This window comes from Enterococcus sp. AZ062, from assembly GCF_051715065.1.
Classification (GTDB): Bacteria; Bacillota; Bacilli; order Lactobacillales; family Enterococcaceae; genus Enterococcus_B; species Enterococcus_B mundtii.
This window is the reverse complement of the sequence record NZ_JBIOTB010000001.1, coordinates 1,950,036-1,964,968: the sequence shown is the minus strand read 5'-3', so window position 1 is coordinate 1,964,968 and position 14,933 is coordinate 1,950,036. Positions and strand designations below refer to the sequence as shown.

Genomic DNA, 14,933 nt, shown 5'->3' with positions numbered 1-14,933 from the left:
GAGTGGCATGAAGTATTTAATTGATAGTTACAATGCTTATATGGTAGATGGTGGTTTACTAGACAAAGGTTGGCAAGTAGTCAATTGGTTCTTCGTAGGCGTTCCATTTTTTATTCTAAGAATGTGTGCTTCCTTCTTTCTCTTTTGCGAAAATATTGTCAATCAATCGGATTTTTTCATTGCGAAACAGACCGAAGTTTTTAATATGTCGGTACGAATACTCAATAATTTTGGCGGTACTGGCTTTGGTGCAGGCAGTTTAATGGGCTTAGCAGTTATCTTTAGTGCCTATTACCTCTTAGCGAACTTCTTCTCCAATCGTCGAAATTTTATGAAGGTCTTGCTACATTATTTATTTGTGGCATTCATTTTCTTTGGTTGGTTTGGACAAGTACCGACTGCACAGGGGAACTTCAATACCTCTACATTTCTTATCAAATCCGTTACCGAGGTAACAAAAGTAATCCAATCACAATTTATCGCAGGGGCGAATACTTCTTCTGATTCAAATCAAGGAGGAAATGGTGTCTATCAAAGTCCAATGTTTGATGCGACTGTGCAACAAACATTTAATTTTGTAAATAGTGGTTCATTGGATGGCAAGATGGCAAATGGGGACAAGATAGATGAGAAGAAATTATTAGAATCACCAAATCTATCGGAAGAAGATCGCACGAATTTTATAAAAGAGAGAGACGAGTATCTTAGTTCCCTTGAAAAAGTGAATCCTTATTTTTCTCAAGATGGTGTAAAAACGATGGAAAAAAGCTTTGCCATTTGGGTAGGGATCGCCAATTTATTTATTCTAGCTTTTCCAGTGATTTATATTAATATCATGCTGATGGTCATTCAGATTCTTGTGATCCTACTGATACTAGTGTTTCCAATTTTTGCCTTAGCTTCCTTTTTCCCAAGATGTCAAACCTTGATGTTCAAATTCTTTAAAGCATTGATTGGTATTTTATTTTTACCAGTCATTTTTGGTGTGTTTATTGCTGTCCTATTTTGGGTCAATCGACTAATCGATCAAGCCTTCTTAGGGATAATCGGACAGATCAATGAAAGTCTTTTAAACGTCTTATCAAATGGCATGGTTCTTTTAGGAACAATGGTCTTAATGATTCTGGTGAAATATATCTTTTTAAAGAATCTTTGGAAGAATCGTTACCGGATCATTAGTTTCTTTTCTGAAGGACAAATTCAGCAACCGGCTTTTGAAAAGCAAGTAAATGAGAAAGTCAAAGAAGGAACAGAAAATATAGTCGAAAAAACAACTGCCGCAGCCCAAGTTGGTATTGGTGGCTATACAGGCAATATGGGAATGGCATTACAAGGTGCTTCAACACTCATGTCTGGTCAGGATAAAGCAATGAATTTAGGAAATGAACATTTTACCGAACCAAATCCACGTTTTTCTGGATTGAAGCAAGGAATGGAATCATTCTTTCAACCGGAGAATCCAGAAGAAACAGAGGCACCAACGTACGATGATGTTCAATTAGAGGAAGAAATGAGTAAATCATTGGAAGGTGAGTTAGAAAATGGTCCTGCTTCTTTCCAAGAGTTAGAAGAAGAAGCGTTCGATGATTTTGAATTGGAAGATGTCCTAACTGGAATACAGGATGAAGATCCAACAGTTGATCATTCATTGACTGAATCGGATGAATTGGTTATTGATGAATCACAACTTGGAGATGATCTAATAGAACAAACCACTGAAACAGAATCAGAAGTAGTTGAACAAGACTTTGAAGCACCTGAACTAGTAACGGAAGTACCAGAAATAGGAGAAGCTGCAACAGAAGTCTCCGTTGATAATTTTGATGAATTACAATTTGCTAAAGAAGAACAAGCCTTTTTTGACCAAAAACATGATCCGGAACTACTAGTAAATGATCCAGTCAATCAAGTGAATCAAGTATCTTTTAATCAACAATGGGAACATACCGGATGGACAGAATCAGAAGAACAATTTTTCTCGTTCGATGAAGAAAAACAATCAACACAACACGAGGTAGAAGACTGGTAAAAAAATCAGTCTTCTTTTTTTAGAATTGAGGTGAAAAATGAAAAAAAAGGCGTATCTAGTTATAGGTAGCTGTTTTGTATTCTTAGTACCTTTCCTTTTATTTTTAGGTGTCTTTTCTTCCAGTCAAAACGGTGATACCTCGACATTCGATCCAATGACACCACAAGAAGAAGTTGCGTTGGAAGTCGCCAATTTTGTTCAGCAACAAGGAGGAACAAAAGAATTTGCGGCTGCATGGATCGGCAATATGGAACACGAAAGTGGCTTGATTCCATCAAGAATCCAAAGTGATCTCGCTTTTAATCCGATTTGGGCATACAATCCAGTAATTGGTGGATATGCAATAGGATTAGCACAATGGGATTCAGGTAGACGTGTGAATTTATTGAATCGAGCAGAAGAACAGAAACGAAAATGGGAAGAAGTCGCCATTCAAATGGACTTTGCTTGGTACCATGACGGATCAGATAGTACGCTCCTAAACAATATGTCTTCCGGTACAGATACGGAAAGTTTAGCCGTTGATATTTTAAAGTACTGGGAACGTGCAGGTACAAAAGATGATCCTTTGGAACAGAATAAACGAAAGACGAGTGCGATCAATTGGTATCAACGCTTATTTGAGGGATCGTTAGGAAATGGTTCAGCCAATATTGGTGGGGGCAAAATTGACATTCTGGAAGACGTGATGGGTCAAATGATCAATGGTGGTCAGTGTTACGGCTTAACTGCCTACTATGTACAAAAGCTTGGCGGTCCACAATTGATGGGGTCAGGTTTTATGTATGCAGAATCGATTGGCAGTGATTACGACTGGAAAGCGTATGATTGGGAGGTGATTTTCAATCCAAAATACTCGGAGTTAAAAGCAGGAGATGTAATCAATTGGTATGCAGGACAAGCACTTTCTCCTGGAACATACGGTCATACCGGTATTATTGCAAGTATTGAAGGCGATGGAAAATTTACAACGTATGAACAAAATGCCGGACAGGGACAAATTTGTGCGAGATATTCGCGACAATGGGGCAGAGAGTTTACTCGTGTATCAAGTATTATCAGAAAAAAATAAAGGAGGAACTACATGTTTTTGCAAACAGGCTTGAATCGAAGACAAATGAAACAAATTTGCGAGAAATTTGGTTGTAAGAAAAAAGAATTTGCCGTTCGTCGGTTTGAAGATGGCTATCTCGTATCACTAAATAATAAAGAGTACAAGATCAAGTTTTCAGCCGGTCGCTTCTCACAAATCGTTTATGCAAAAGAAATGATTCGTGTACCAACAAATAAAAGAAAGCAGGTCAATCAATGAAACGCTACTATCTATTTGTGCTACTACTAGGGATCGTACTATTAACTGGTTGCGGACAAGAAGAAAGTCAATCAAAAACACCTACGACAACAAGCAGCGCAAGATCAATGGAAGCTGTAGGAGTCAGCACGATTCAATCAACAGAAGAAGCAGAAACCAGTGAAACGACAGAATCAAAAGAAGCGACTAAGACAATAGAATCAGAAGAGAAACACAGAGAGAATGACAACATGGAACTCTTACAAAAATACGGAGAAGCCTATGCCAATTTCAAAAGTCTAAATCACCGAAATGAAAATCTCAAAGACTTGATGACGGAAGAATGTATCAAGATGAACGGGATAGATATTGAAACTGGCAATGGACTTGGCAGTGAAGGAAAAGTAACAGCTATTTATCAAAACGATAAAGAGGAATACGCTGTTTTATTAGACTGTATTCAAAATGGTTCACCGATCCGGATTTTATTGTTGGCAAAAGTGGAGGATGGGAAAGTGGCGGAGATGACTTATAATACGTTGAAGCAGGAGTATTAATTAATAACTTTATGTTTTATATGTATGATATATATTGTATACTTATTTAAAAATCACGTATAAATTAGGAGATGTTTAACATGAGCGTTTCTTCTTTAGAATCCAGAGAAAGACAGCAGTCAAGAGAACTAGAAAGATGTAATAAAGAACTTAATAGTGTAGTGAAAAAAGAAAGCGATGCATTAAAAAAGGTTCAACAACTAAATTCTAGACTAAAAAGTTCCAAATCTGCTTCACAAATCAAAACATATAACAGGCAAATAGAAGCTGAAAACAAAAGAATATCTGATTCTAAGAAGAAGCAAGTAAACATTCAAAAAAAAATATCAGATATTACTAACAAATTGAATACTACTAGAATAGCGCTAGGTAAGGCTCGAAACGTTGAAAGTAAAAAAGCTTTGGATCTTATGCAGCATGAAAGTGAAGCTCGTATAAAAGAAATTGTTATGAAAACAGAAAAAACGTTTGAGGGGTCTGATCCTAGCAATAAAAATTATGAACATGATATATTCTTTTCGTATGCACATGAAGATAGTGATTATGCTGATTCACTAGTAAAAAAGATGAAAGATAATGGAGTAGATGTTGTATTTGACAAAAATGATCTGGCTTGGGGTGAGAGTATAATTGATTTTATAGATAATCATTTAAAGCAGGTAAAGTATGGAATAATACTTCTTACACCAACCTATTTAGAAAAATATTGGGCAACTTATGAGTTGAAATCATTATTACAGCGTCATTCAAGATCGAATGGAAAAAATATAATATTACCAATTTGGCACAATATTACAGCAGATGAGATTGCTAGTAGAAGCCTTGCACTAACAGATTTTAATGCGTTACCAACCTCAATTTACACTCAAGATGATATAGTCGAGAAAGTGATGGATTTACTACCTAATAATAATAAATAAATGAATTTTTGAAGCTGAATAGTTTTTTATTCGAATAATATTATGGTTCTATCGCGTTTTAGGAAAAACAAAAATTAATAATACTTAGGGGGACCAATGGACAAACTTTCTAAAAAGGAGGTCTGGCTAAACAAACAAGGCATACTAAACCGCTTCGAAGGCTTAACCAAGAGCACGCTAAACGTCTGGTTGATGGAAATGCGGCAGAGTCCAGAGTTTTATCAGTATGTCGTTAATCCCACGCAGCGCTTAGTTTGGATCAATCTAGAAGGGTTTATAAAATTTTTAAAATGGAAGGCACATGAGCGAGGGTTTTGATTCCTTTGCTTATGTGCTTTTTTATTTGGAAAGGAGGATGTTCTGAAGGCTTCAGATTATAAACAGTATTTGCGAAGTGCCTATACAACAATTGATAAGAAAAGTTATTTGCGGACATTTCAGGTCTACTATGATCCGGTCAAAGAGAAAACAAGAAAGAAAAGTGTGAACTGGAAAGCGAAAGGATTCAAGAGTGAGCGACAAGCGTTGCGCTATTTGCATGAAGCGATTGAAAAAGAATATCAGAAGTATACGGTGTTTTCTAATGGTGAGTACTGTGAAACGTTTGGCGAACTGGTTGTACTTTGGTTGAAGGCGTGGGAGCCGACCGTTCGTCAAACGACTGCTGATTATCAGAAGCAAATATTGCAGCGGTATCTGATGCCTTTTATCGATGAACAGACTTCTTTAAAACAAATCACTCCTTTGTTGATTGAAGGGCTATGGGCGGATATTTTATTGATACGGACGAAAAGGGAGAATGATTATCTGGAACAAGCGACGTTGGAAAAAATTCGATCTTTGTTAAAGCAGATTTTAGTCTATGGCTACCGACATGATCTGATTCAATTTGAGTTAAAGAAAATTGAACTAAAAATTCCTGCGGATCGAAAAAGAAAATCACTACAACGTCGAAAGAAAAAATTTTTGGAGAAACAAGAGATCCAGCTATTATTAGAAGCAATCAACGAAAAGTATGAGAATAATCAAGAAATCAATAAGATGAATAAGCTTTACTTGGATGTAGTAGAGTTTTTGATCCGCAATGGGTTAAGAATTGGCGAATTAGGGGCGTTGACGGTTGATAAGGTAGATTTCACGAATTGTAAGTTGCGTATCGATGAAGGACTAGTAGCTGCCGGTAGAACGGTGAAAGAGTATGTGCGAAACCCGCCTAAAACTCTTTCTTCTGTCAGAGAAGTTGATTTGGATCAGCGATCGATCGCAATCATTCAAAATCGAATCCGAGTAAACCAAGCACGCCAGAAGGAAATGAAGCAACGTCAAAAAGGCGAATATAAGAAAACCTACTATAATAAAGAAGGATATACAACGATCCGAACGATACCTGCATCAAAAAAATTCGTTAACTCAGATACCATATTCCAAACACAAAACGGAACACCAGTTGTCTATCACTCGTTAAATGAGTTTTTAAATGGTCAAAGCAATACATCCATCCAACCTATCATGAAGACCAAAGATCCCTCTTTCCATAAACATTTAAGTTCCCATACCTTCCGCTACACCCATATCTCATTACTCGCCGAAGCTGGGATGCCAATCAAAGCAATCATGGAACGTGTGGGGCATGCCAACATGAAAACCACACTGGAAATTTACAACCAAGTCTCCAATACAACTAAAGAAAAACTAATCCAAGAAATTGATTCTTGGATTTTTTAGTGGATTTGTTTGTTAAATACGTTTAGTATGCGTATATAAGAGGTCGTGAAAGTGCCGGTTAGCTCCGATGACAATAAGAAAGCAATTTTTAAAACAGCTTTTCATGTTTTGAAAATTGCTGGCTTATTTCAAGGAGTTGGCACTTGAGCACCGTTTAAAGAGTGGTCGAAAAGCGGTACGACTTTTTGACGTAAGGAGAAAGAAAAACTAATGAAAGAAACAAACAAATCCGAAGAACATAAGGTTTCTGCTTATATCCATATTCCATTTTGTGAACATATCTGTTATTACTGTGACTTCAATAAAGTGTTTCTGGAAGGACAACCAGTGGATGAGTATGTCGAAATGCTACTAAAGGAAATGGCGATCATGATGGAGCGTCGTCCGGTGAATGAATTGGAGACACTGTATGTTGGTGGTGGAACGCCGACTTCTTTATCGGCTAAGCAGCTCGATCGACTATTGTCTGGTGCCAGAGAGATCTTACCTTTTAATGAAGGAAAAGAGTTTACGGTGGAAGCGAATCCTGGTGATTTGACCAGGGAAAAGCTACAAGTAATGAAGAATTATGGGGTCAATCGTTTATCGATGGGGGTCCAGACCTTTGATAATCGCTTATTAAAGAAAATTGGTCGAAAACATACGGCGGAAGATGTCTATGAAACGATGCGATTTTTAGAGGCGGAAAATTTCTCAAATGTCAGCATTGATTTAATCTATGCATTACCTGGACAGACATTAGAAGGCTATCTAGATACGTTAGAGCGGGCATTAGCCTTAGACTTGCCTCATTATTCTCTTTATTCATTGATTTTAGAGAATAAAACGATGTTCATGAATTGGGTTCGACAAGGACGGTTGCAGTTGCCAGATCAAGAGACGGAGACACGGATGTTTGAAGAAACGATTGCGGCGATGGAAAAACATCAACGTCATCAATATGAGATCAGTAACTTTGGTTTAGCTGGTCATGAATCCCAACACAATTTGATGTATTGGAATAATGATCACTATTTCGGTTTTGGCGCAGGAGCAAGTGGCTATCTGGATCATACGCGATATCGAAATAAAGGGCCGATCCAACATTATTTGCGTCCGTTACGTGAAGGTGAGCTACCAGTATTAGAACGTGAAGAGTTATCTCGTAAGAATCAAATCGAGGAAGAGATGTTTCTTGGTTTAAGAAAAAAGGTGGGCATTGAGAAGCAACACTTTTTACAGCGTTATGGTCAATCGATTGAATCGTTGTATCAATCTGTCCTGGATGAGTTAGTAGCAGAAGAGCTGTTAGTGAATGAAGAAGACCGAGTATATTTGACAAAAAAAGGAACTTTTTTGGGGAATAATGTCTTCGAACGTTTTTTATTGGATAAGGACTTGGTAAACGACTGAATGATTGTTTAAATTTTTTATAACAACGAAATAAAAAAACGATTTTAATCAAGTTTTTTATGATCAAATGCCTGATATGACGCTATTTTAAGCAAGTTGACAATTGATTAGCACTCTCGATGTAAGAGTGCTAAAAAAGTGGGTTCTTTTCCTTGACACTTTTTAGTCTTCTTGCTATATTTATAAGTGGGTTAGCACTTAGAAGCTAAGAGTGCTAATGAGAGGTGAGAAAGATGTTAACACAGCGACAAAGTGATATTTTACGTCTGATCATCCAAAACTATACGAGTAGTGGGGTGCCCGTTGGTTCCAAAACGTTAATGGCGGAAGGAGTCGAGGCAAGTCCAGCGACGATCCGTAATGATATGAAAGCTTTAGAGGATGAAGGTCTACTTTTAAAGACACATTCTTCTTCTGGACGTATACCGTCTGCGCTAGGTTATCGTTATTATGTGGATCATCTGTTACGACCTGCTCGTGTAGCAAATGATGATTTGCACCAAATTCGACAGTCTTTAAACAAGGAATTCCATGAAATCAACGAAATCATCAAACAATCAGCTGAGATTTTATCTGAGTTGACTAGTTACACTACTTTTTCGTTAGGACCCGAGATTAAAGATCGCCGTTTGACCGGTTTTCGCATCGTACCATTGAATAGTCGTCAGGTCATTGCGATCGTGGTGACTGATAATGGGAACGTTGAAAGTCAGGTTTTTACTCTTCCTGAAAACTTAGGTAGTCAGGACTTAGAAAAAATGGTTCGTATTGTCAATGACCGTTTGGTAGGAGATCCGTTAGTGACGGTATACAACAAATTACGCACGGAGATCCCGATGATCTTGCATAAATATTTTCAAACAACGGAAGGGATGTCTAGTCTCTTTGATACGGTTTTGAGTCATGCGTTTGAAGATAAAGTTTATGTGAGTGGCCAAATGAACTTATTGGATTATGAACCGTTGCAAGATGTGGATCAGTTCAAGTCAATGTTTTCATTTATGACAGATTCCTATGAACTGACACAGATGATCGTACCGATGGATAGCAAGATACATATCAAAATCGGTTCGGAAATAGGCAATGACCTATTGCAAAATATGAGTATGATCCAAGCGAGTTATGAAATCGTCGGCCATGGACGTGGAACCATCGCATTGCTAGGACCAACTAGTATGCCATATTCCAAAATGTTAGGCCTTGTCGATGTCTATCGAAAAGAATTGGCGCACAAACTCGCTGATTATTATCGCACACTTGATCGCTCGGATTTTTGAACAATCACAAAAGTGACTGATCGTTTTTTCGATTTGAGCGATCAAGCATCTGACTGAATAATGAAAGGAAGACTGCATCATGAAAGAAAACCATGAAGAATTAGATCAGGAATTGAATGATACGCAGCTAGATCCAGAAACGGAAGAAGTGGAAGTTTCAGAAGTGGAAGAAGAAGCAAACGAACTTGCAAATCTCCAAGCTGAATTTGATGAAATGGAAGACAAGTTTTTGCGTGCGAGAGCAGAAATCGCTAATATGGCAAATCGTGGTAAAAACGAACGAGAGCAATTGCAAAAATATCGTTCACAAGATTTAGCCAAAAAATTATTACCTTCGATCGACAACTTAGAACGTGCTTTAGCAACAGAAGTATCTGATGAGCAAGGTGCAAGTTTGAAAAAAGGTGTCGAGATGGTTCTTGAAAGTTTGAAACATGCATTGAAGGAAGAAGGAATCGAAAAAATCCCTGCAAAAGGTGAACCTTTTGATCCGACATTGCATCAAGCAGTTCAGACGGTACCAGCAACAGATGAATTACCTGCTGATACGATCGTTGAAGTGTTACAAGAAGGCTATAAATTACATGACCGCGTATTGAGACCGACAATGGTTATCGTTGCGCAATAAAGTCATGATGGAATAGAAACAACAACTTAGTAATAAGATAAGGAGACGTTGATTATGAGTAAAATTATCGGAATTGACTTAGGTACTACAAACTCAGCAGTAGCTGTATTAGAAGGAAATGAAGCAAAAATCATTGCAAACCCAGAAGGAAACCGTACAACACCTTCTGTTGTGTCATTTAAAAATGGTGAGATCCAAGTAGGGGAAGTCGCAAAACGTCAAGCAGTAACAAACCCTAATACGATTTCTTCCATCAAACGCCATATTGGTGAAGCTGGTTATAAAGTGGATGTTGAAGGTAAATCATATACACCACAAGAAATCTCTGCAATGATCTTACAATACATCAAAGGATTCGCAGAAGATTATTTAGGCGAAAAAGTAGAAAAAGCAGTTATCACTGTTCCTGCATACTTCAATGACGCACAACGTCAAGCAACTAAAGATGCTGGTAAGATTGCAGGTTTAGAAGTAGAGCGTATCGTCAATGAACCGACTGCGGCAGCACTAGCTTATGGTTTAGACAAAACAGATCGCGATGAAAAAATCTTAGTATTTGACCTTGGTGGTGGTACATTCGACGTATCGATTCTTGAATTAGGCGATGGCGTATTCGACGTATTATCTACTGCTGGAGACAACCATTTAGGTGGAGATGACTTTGATAACAAAATCATTGATCATATGGTTGCTGAATTCAAAAAAGAAAATGGCATTGACTTAGGTCAAGATAAAATGGCTTTACAACGTTTGAAAGACGCTGCTGAAAAAGCGAAAAAAGACCTTTCAGGTGTTTCAAGCACTCAAATCAGCTTGCCATTTATCACAGCTGGTGATGCTGGTCCATTGCACTTAGAAATGACGTTGACTCGTGCAAAATTTGATGAATTGACAGCTGACTTAGTGGAACGTACGAAAGTTCCTGTACGTCAAGCATTGAAAGATGCTGGTTTGTCACAATCAGAAATCGATGAAGTGATTTTAGTCGGTGGTTCAACTCGTATTCCTGCGGTTGTTGAAGCTGTAAGAAAAGAAACAGGAAAAGAACCAAACAAATCAGTAAACCCAGATGAAGTTGTAGCGATGGGTGCGGCAATCCAAGGTGGCGTGATCACTGGTGATGTAAAAGACGTTGTTTTACTAGACGTAACTCCATTATCATTGGGTATCGAAACGATGGGTGGCGTATTTACAAAATTGATCGATCGTAATACAACAATCCCAACAAGTAAATCACAAGTATTCTCAACAGCTGCGGATAACCAACCTGCTGTAGATATCCATGTATTACAAGGGGAACGTCCAATGGCTGCGGACAATAAAACATTAGGTCGCTTCCAATTGACAGACATTCCAGCTGCACCACGCGGTATCCCTCAAATCGAAGTAACATTCGATATTGATAAAAATGGTATCGTAAATGTATCTGCCAAAGATCTAGGTACACAAAAAGAACAAAAAATCACGATCAAATCTTCTTCAGGTCTAACAGACGAAGAAATCGAACGTATGGTGAAAGATGCTGAATCTAATGCAGAAGCAGATAAAGCACGTAAAGAAGAAGTTGATCTACGTAATGATGTCGATGCATTGCTATTCTCAGTTGATAAAACCTTGAAAGAATTAGAAGGTAAAGTTGACGAAGAAGAAGTGAAAAAAGCTGAGGCAGCTCGTGACGAATTGAAAGCTGCAGTAGAAGCAAACAACATCGAAGAAATGAAAACAAAACGTGATGCGTTGAACGAAATCGTGCAAAACTTGACAGTTAAATTATATGAACAAGCGGCACAACAACAAGCTCAAGAAAATCCTGAAGCTGCCCAAGGCGGAGCGGATGATGTCGTAGATGCTGATTTTGAAGAAGTCGATGACGACAAAAAATAATCAGTTCATTTAGTTTCACTTAAAGAGATCAAGTCCCGCTTTAGAATAAGCCGAAGAATTCGAAAATAGCTTCTCATATTTTCGCGATTCTTCGGCTTATTTCCGAGGGAATAATCTTGTATCACTTTATTTTATGCAGTTTAGAAGCATCACTAGAGTAAAGTAACAAGTCATCAGTTATGATTTTTCTTTGGATCAAGAAGAGAAATGTTATCTTTTCTTTGTGCCATAGAAATCAATGATCGATTTTTTCTTCTTTAGTCGATACTTCGAAATTTCCGGTTTTTGTTTCGATCAAAGTGTGATATGATAACAAACGACGTGGAAATGAAGAGAACCAATAGGAGGAAAGCCTATGGCAACAAAACGTGATTATTACGAAGTCTTGGGGCTGTCAAAGGGAGCTTCAGAAGACGAAATAAAAAAAGCTTATCGAAAGTTATCAAAGAAATACCATCCAGATATCAATAAAGAGCCTGATGCTGATGAAAAATTCAAAGAAGTTTCCGAGGCTTATGAGATTTTAAGTGATCCACAAAAACGTGCGGCTTACGATCAATACGGACATGCCGGAACTGATCCTAATTATGGCGCTGGTGGCGGCGGCTTTGGTGGCTTTGGCGGCTTCTCCGGTGGTGGAGCTGGCTTTGGTGGATTTGAAGATATTTTTGATTCGTTTTTCGGCGGTGGTGGAAGATCTGTTGATCCAAATGCCCCTCGTCAAGGATCAGATCTACAATATACAGTCAATTTATCCTTCGAAGAAGCAATCTTTGGGGTAGAAAAAGAAATCAAATACAATCGTGAAGAAATTTGTCACACGTGTAGCGGAAATGGTGCAAAACCAGGAACACAACCGACGACTTGTCATAAATGTCATGGTTCTGGAACGATCAATGTGGAACGTCAAACACCACTTGGTCGTGTGATGAGCCGTCAAACTTGTGATGTGTGTCGAGGCACTGGGAAAGAAATCAAAGAACCATGTCCGACTTGTCATGGCTCTGGTCATGAGAAGAAAGCACATACGGTCAAAGTGAATGTACCAGCCGGTGTGGAAGAAGGACAACAAATGCGCTTAGCAGGACAAGGTGAAGCAGGCGAGAATGGTGGTCCATTCGGAGATCTATATGTGGTCTTCCGAGTAGAAGAAAGTGATATCTTCGATCGCGATGGTTCTGAGATCTATTATGAGTTACCATTAAGCTTCGTGCAAGCAGCGCTGGGTGATGAAGTACAAGTGCCAACCGTTCATGGGGATGTCAAATTGAAAATCCCTGCTGGTACGCAAACGGGAACGAACTTCCGTTTACGTGGTAAAGGAGCGCCACGTTTACGTGGTGGGTCTACAGGGGACCAACATGTGCGTGTGAAATTGATTACACCAAAAAACCTCAATGAAGAACAGCGTGAAGCTTTACGCGCATTTGCTAAAGCAGGCGGCATGCATGTTCAAGAGCAACAAGAAGATGGTTTTTTTGATAAAGTAAAAGATGCGTTTGGCGGAAAAAAACGTAAATAAATACAAAAAAGATAGACGATCATACGTCTATCTTTTTTTTGATGAAGTTGCAGTGGAGAAGAAATTGAGATAGAAATCATCAAAATTCTCTATCACACCATCTGTTCTTAGTTCTTGATTGGAGAATAACTGGCGATTTTTCCCAAATGGATCAATGGCGATGATCGTACCGATATTTGCACGCTTGGCTGCTAAAAGTCCAGAATAAGCATCTTCAATGACCAAGCAATCTTTTGGTTCAAGAGCTAATTTTTGTGCGGCTTTGATAAAGATATCAGGTTGTGGTTTACCTGGGAAAGTATTATCATCGTAAACGACTTGATCAAATTCAAACCATCTTACTAAATCAAAAATCTCAAAATAAAATTCAACGTTATCTTTGACTGTAGCTGTAGCGATCGTGATCGGGATGTTTTCCTCTTTTAATATGTCCAAAGTACCGATCAATCCCTGCGTCAGCATTAAATCATCCGGTTTTTCTAAGCAAAGAGTGCGATAATATGCCTCTTTCTCGTTTGATAGTTTCTCGACTTCTTCTTTCGATAAAGTAGGGGAGATAAAATAATTCAATATCTCACTATTGGTACGTCCATGGATATTTTTAACAATGTCTTCATCAGAAAGCTCTTTTTTAGAATAATGATGGATCATTTGGACCCAAGCCGCTTCATGTAAATGGGAGTCTTGGAACATCGTCCCGTTAAAATCAAAAATAATTCCTTTCATACGTTCACTCCTAAAGTTCATTTTCTAGCGATTCCGCTAATTTTATTTGGACATATTGCGAATAATGATCTTTCACATGTGGTTTGATGTGTGGATCAGTAATCAGTAAATCAAAATCATGTAATTGATAAAAGATATAAAAGTCATCGCGATTAAATTTTTGGTGATCCACTAATAAGTATTTATTTTTCGAATGGTTCAAGGCAATTTGTTGAGCTTCACCTTCTTCGGTACTATAGGTTGAGATTGCTTCATTATGCACACCGTTAGCGCTGATAAATGATTTGGTGAACTTCAGTTTTCTGAGGTTATCGTTGGTGATGGGGCCGACAAATGCACCAGTGTTTTTTCGAAAGTCGCCACCGATCAACAAAATTTCGGGAACTTCTGCTTGGGCTAACACTTCAAAAACGGCATAATTATTCGTAATGATCCGCAGTTTTCTGTGGATCAAGTGAGAAGCTAATAACTCGATCGTCGTTCCTGGACCCAAAAAGACTGTATCACCTTCATTGATCAACTGTGCAGCTGTTGCCGCAATCTGTTGCTTTTCTTTGATTTGCATGACTGATTTTTCTGTATGTGATAATTCTTGGTCGAGGGTATAGGTAAGACTTTGGGCCCCACCATGGATACGCAATAATTTTCCTGACTTTTCTAGCTCATCCAAATCTCGACGAACGGTCATATCAGAGACATTCAATTGTTCGATGATCTCACTGACCGTTAAAATCCCTTTTTTATTCACCATCTCACTAATCGTTAGTAAGCGCTCTCTTTTTAACATCTAATCACTCCCAATTCACAAATAATCTACCATAGAATAGAATGGAGGTCAACAAAAACAAACACATGCAAACAAAAATAATCAACCTAAACAAACAATCCCCCCTTTTATTTCAAATAAATGCAATTTATTGATTGAATTTGTTTGTTTTTGTTGACAAATGTTTTGAATGCGATTACAATTCGTGTTGTTATA

The 14,933-nt window shown here is 38.1% G+C and carries 14 protein-coding genes; 12 read left to right on the top strand and 2 right to left on the bottom strand.

The window, feature by feature from the left end; translation table 11 throughout:
* The first annotated feature begins 7 nt into the window (after positions 1-7).
* The 12 genes from IGJ00_RS09340 to dnaJ all read left to right on the top strand — a co-directional run bounded on the left by IGJ00_RS09340 (position 8) and on the right by dnaJ (position 13,225).
* On the top strand, positions 8-2,029 hold the full coding sequence (locus IGJ00_RS09340) for a hypothetical protein (RefSeq protein WP_438844358.1): 2,022 nt from the start codon (positions 8-10) through the stop codon (positions 2,027-2,029).
* A 37-nt stretch (positions 2,030-2,066) separates the two neighbouring features.
* Positions 2,067-3,101, top strand: a complete 1,035-nt coding sequence (locus tag IGJ00_RS09335) for a phage tail tip lysozyme (RefSeq protein ID WP_272017925.1) — start codon at positions 2,067-2,069, stop codon at positions 3,099-3,101.
* A gap of 12 nt (positions 3,102-3,113) precedes the next feature.
* Complete coding sequence (locus IGJ00_RS09330) at positions 3,114-3,341, top strand: hypothetical protein (RefSeq protein WP_066026195.1); 228 nt, start codon at positions 3,114-3,116, stop codon at positions 3,339-3,341.
* Positions 3,338-3,877, top strand: a complete 540-nt coding sequence (locus tag IGJ00_RS09325; RefSeq protein WP_195273129.1) for an EF0163 family protein — start codon at positions 3,338-3,340, stop codon at positions 3,875-3,877. Before IGJ00_RS09330 ends, IGJ00_RS09325 begins: the two co-directional genes overlap by 4 nt.
* Positions 3,878-3,957: 80 nt before the next feature.
* On the top strand, positions 3,958-4,797 hold the full coding sequence (locus tag IGJ00_RS09320; protein WP_195273128.1) for a TIR domain-containing protein: 840 nt from the start codon (positions 3,958-3,960) through the stop codon (positions 4,795-4,797).
* A gap of 96 nt (positions 4,798-4,893) precedes the next feature.
* Positions 4,894-5,115: a hypothetical protein gene (locus tag IGJ00_RS09315; protein WP_438844357.1), complete on the top strand. Its 222-nt coding sequence runs from the start codon at positions 4,894-4,896 to the stop codon at positions 5,113-5,115.
* A 108-nt stretch (positions 5,116-5,223) separates the two neighbouring features.
* Positions 5,224-6,522 carry a tyrosine-type recombinase/integrase gene (locus IGJ00_RS09310; protein WP_438844356.1) on the top strand — a complete coding sequence of 433 codons (1,299 nt, stop codon included), beginning with the start codon at positions 5,224-5,226 and terminating at the stop codon, positions 6,520-6,522.
* A 210-nt stretch (positions 6,523-6,732) separates the two neighbouring features.
* The gene (gene hemW, locus IGJ00_RS09305) at positions 6,733-7,914 is read left to right on the top strand and encodes a radical SAM family heme chaperone HemW (protein WP_438844355.1); all 1,182 of its coding nucleotides are present in this window, start codon (positions 6,733-6,735) and stop codon (positions 7,912-7,914) included.
* A gap of 233 nt (positions 7,915-8,147) precedes the next feature.
* Positions 8,148-9,191, top strand: coding sequence for a heat-inducible transcriptional repressor HrcA (hrcA, locus tag IGJ00_RS09300; protein WP_071866244.1), 1,044 nt, complete (start codon positions 8,148-8,150; stop codon positions 9,189-9,191).
* A 79-nt stretch (positions 9,192-9,270) separates the two neighbouring features.
* Positions 9,271-9,819, top strand: coding sequence for a nucleotide exchange factor GrpE (gene grpE, locus IGJ00_RS09295; protein WP_010735217.1), 549 nt, complete (start codon positions 9,271-9,273; stop codon positions 9,817-9,819).
* A gap of 54 nt (positions 9,820-9,873) precedes the next feature.
* On the top strand, positions 9,874-11,703 hold the full coding sequence (gene dnaK, locus IGJ00_RS09290; RefSeq protein ID WP_010735218.1) for a molecular chaperone DnaK: 1,830 nt from the start codon (positions 9,874-9,876) through the stop codon (positions 11,701-11,703).
* A 355-nt stretch (positions 11,704-12,058) separates the two neighbouring features.
* Positions 12,059-13,225 (top strand): molecular chaperone DnaJ, encoded by a 1,167-nt coding sequence (gene dnaJ / locus IGJ00_RS09285; protein ID WP_010735219.1) that lies wholly within the window; start codon positions 12,059-12,061, stop codon positions 13,223-13,225.
* Positions 13,226-13,252: 27 nt separating this feature from the next.
* Here the strand turns inward: dnaJ and IGJ00_RS09280 are convergent, their stop codons facing one another.
* Positions 13,253-13,951, bottom strand: coding sequence for an HAD family hydrolase (locus tag IGJ00_RS09280; protein ID WP_438844354.1), 699 nt, complete (start codon positions 13,949-13,951; stop codon positions 13,253-13,255).
* Positions 13,952-13,961: 10 nt separating this feature from the next.
* Positions 13,962-14,738 carry a DeoR/GlpR family DNA-binding transcription regulator gene (locus tag IGJ00_RS09275; protein ID WP_071866246.1) on the bottom strand — a complete coding sequence of 259 codons (777 nt, stop codon included), beginning with the start codon at positions 14,736-14,738 and terminating at the stop codon, positions 13,962-13,964.
* Between the last annotated feature and the right edge of the window lie 195 nt (positions 14,739-14,933).

Bases quoted from the DNA above. Each gene is read 5' to 3' on its own strand.
- IGJ00_RS09335 (WP_272017925.1), top strand. From the start codon at position 2,067: ATGAAAAAAAAGGCGTATCTAGTTATAGGTAGCTGTTTTGTATTCTTA.
- dnaK (WP_010735218.1), top strand. From the start codon at position 9,874: ATGAGTAAAATTATCGGAATTGACTTAGGTACTACAAACTCAGCAGTA.
- dnaJ (WP_010735219.1), top strand. From the start codon at position 12,059: ATGGCAACAAAACGTGATTATTACGAAGTCTTGGGGCTGTCAAAGGGA.
- hemW (WP_438844355.1), top strand. From the start codon at position 6,733: ATGAAAGAAACAAACAAATCCGAAGAACATAAGGTTTCTGCTTATATC.
- IGJ00_RS09320 (WP_195273128.1), top strand. From the start codon at position 3,958: ATGAGCGTTTCTTCTTTAGAATCCAGAGAAAGACAGCAGTCAAGAGAA.
- IGJ00_RS09315 (WP_438844357.1), top strand. From the start codon at position 4,894: ATGGACAAACTTTCTAAAAAGGAGGTCTGGCTAAACAAACAAGGCATA.
- IGJ00_RS09280 (WP_438844354.1), bottom strand. From the start codon at position 13,951: ATGAAAGGAATTATTTTTGATTTTAACGGGACGATGTTCCAAGACTCC.
- grpE (WP_010735217.1), top strand. From the start codon at position 9,271: ATGAAAGAAAACCATGAAGAATTAGATCAGGAATTGAATGATACGCAG.
- IGJ00_RS09330 (WP_066026195.1), top strand. From the start codon at position 3,114: ATGTTTTTGCAAACAGGCTTGAATCGAAGACAAATGAAACAAATTTGC.
- hrcA (WP_071866244.1), top strand. From the start codon at position 8,148: ATGTTAACACAGCGACAAAGTGATATTTTACGTCTGATCATCCAAAAC.
- IGJ00_RS09340 (WP_438844358.1), top strand. From the start codon at position 8: ATGAAGTATTTAATTGATAGTTACAATGCTTATATGGTAGATGGTGGT.
- IGJ00_RS09275 (WP_071866246.1), bottom strand. From the start codon at position 14,738: ATGTTAAAAAGAGAGCGCTTACTAACGATTAGTGAGATGGTGAATAAA.
- IGJ00_RS09325 (WP_195273129.1), top strand. From the start codon at position 3,338: ATGAAACGCTACTATCTATTTGTGCTACTACTAGGGATCGTACTATTA.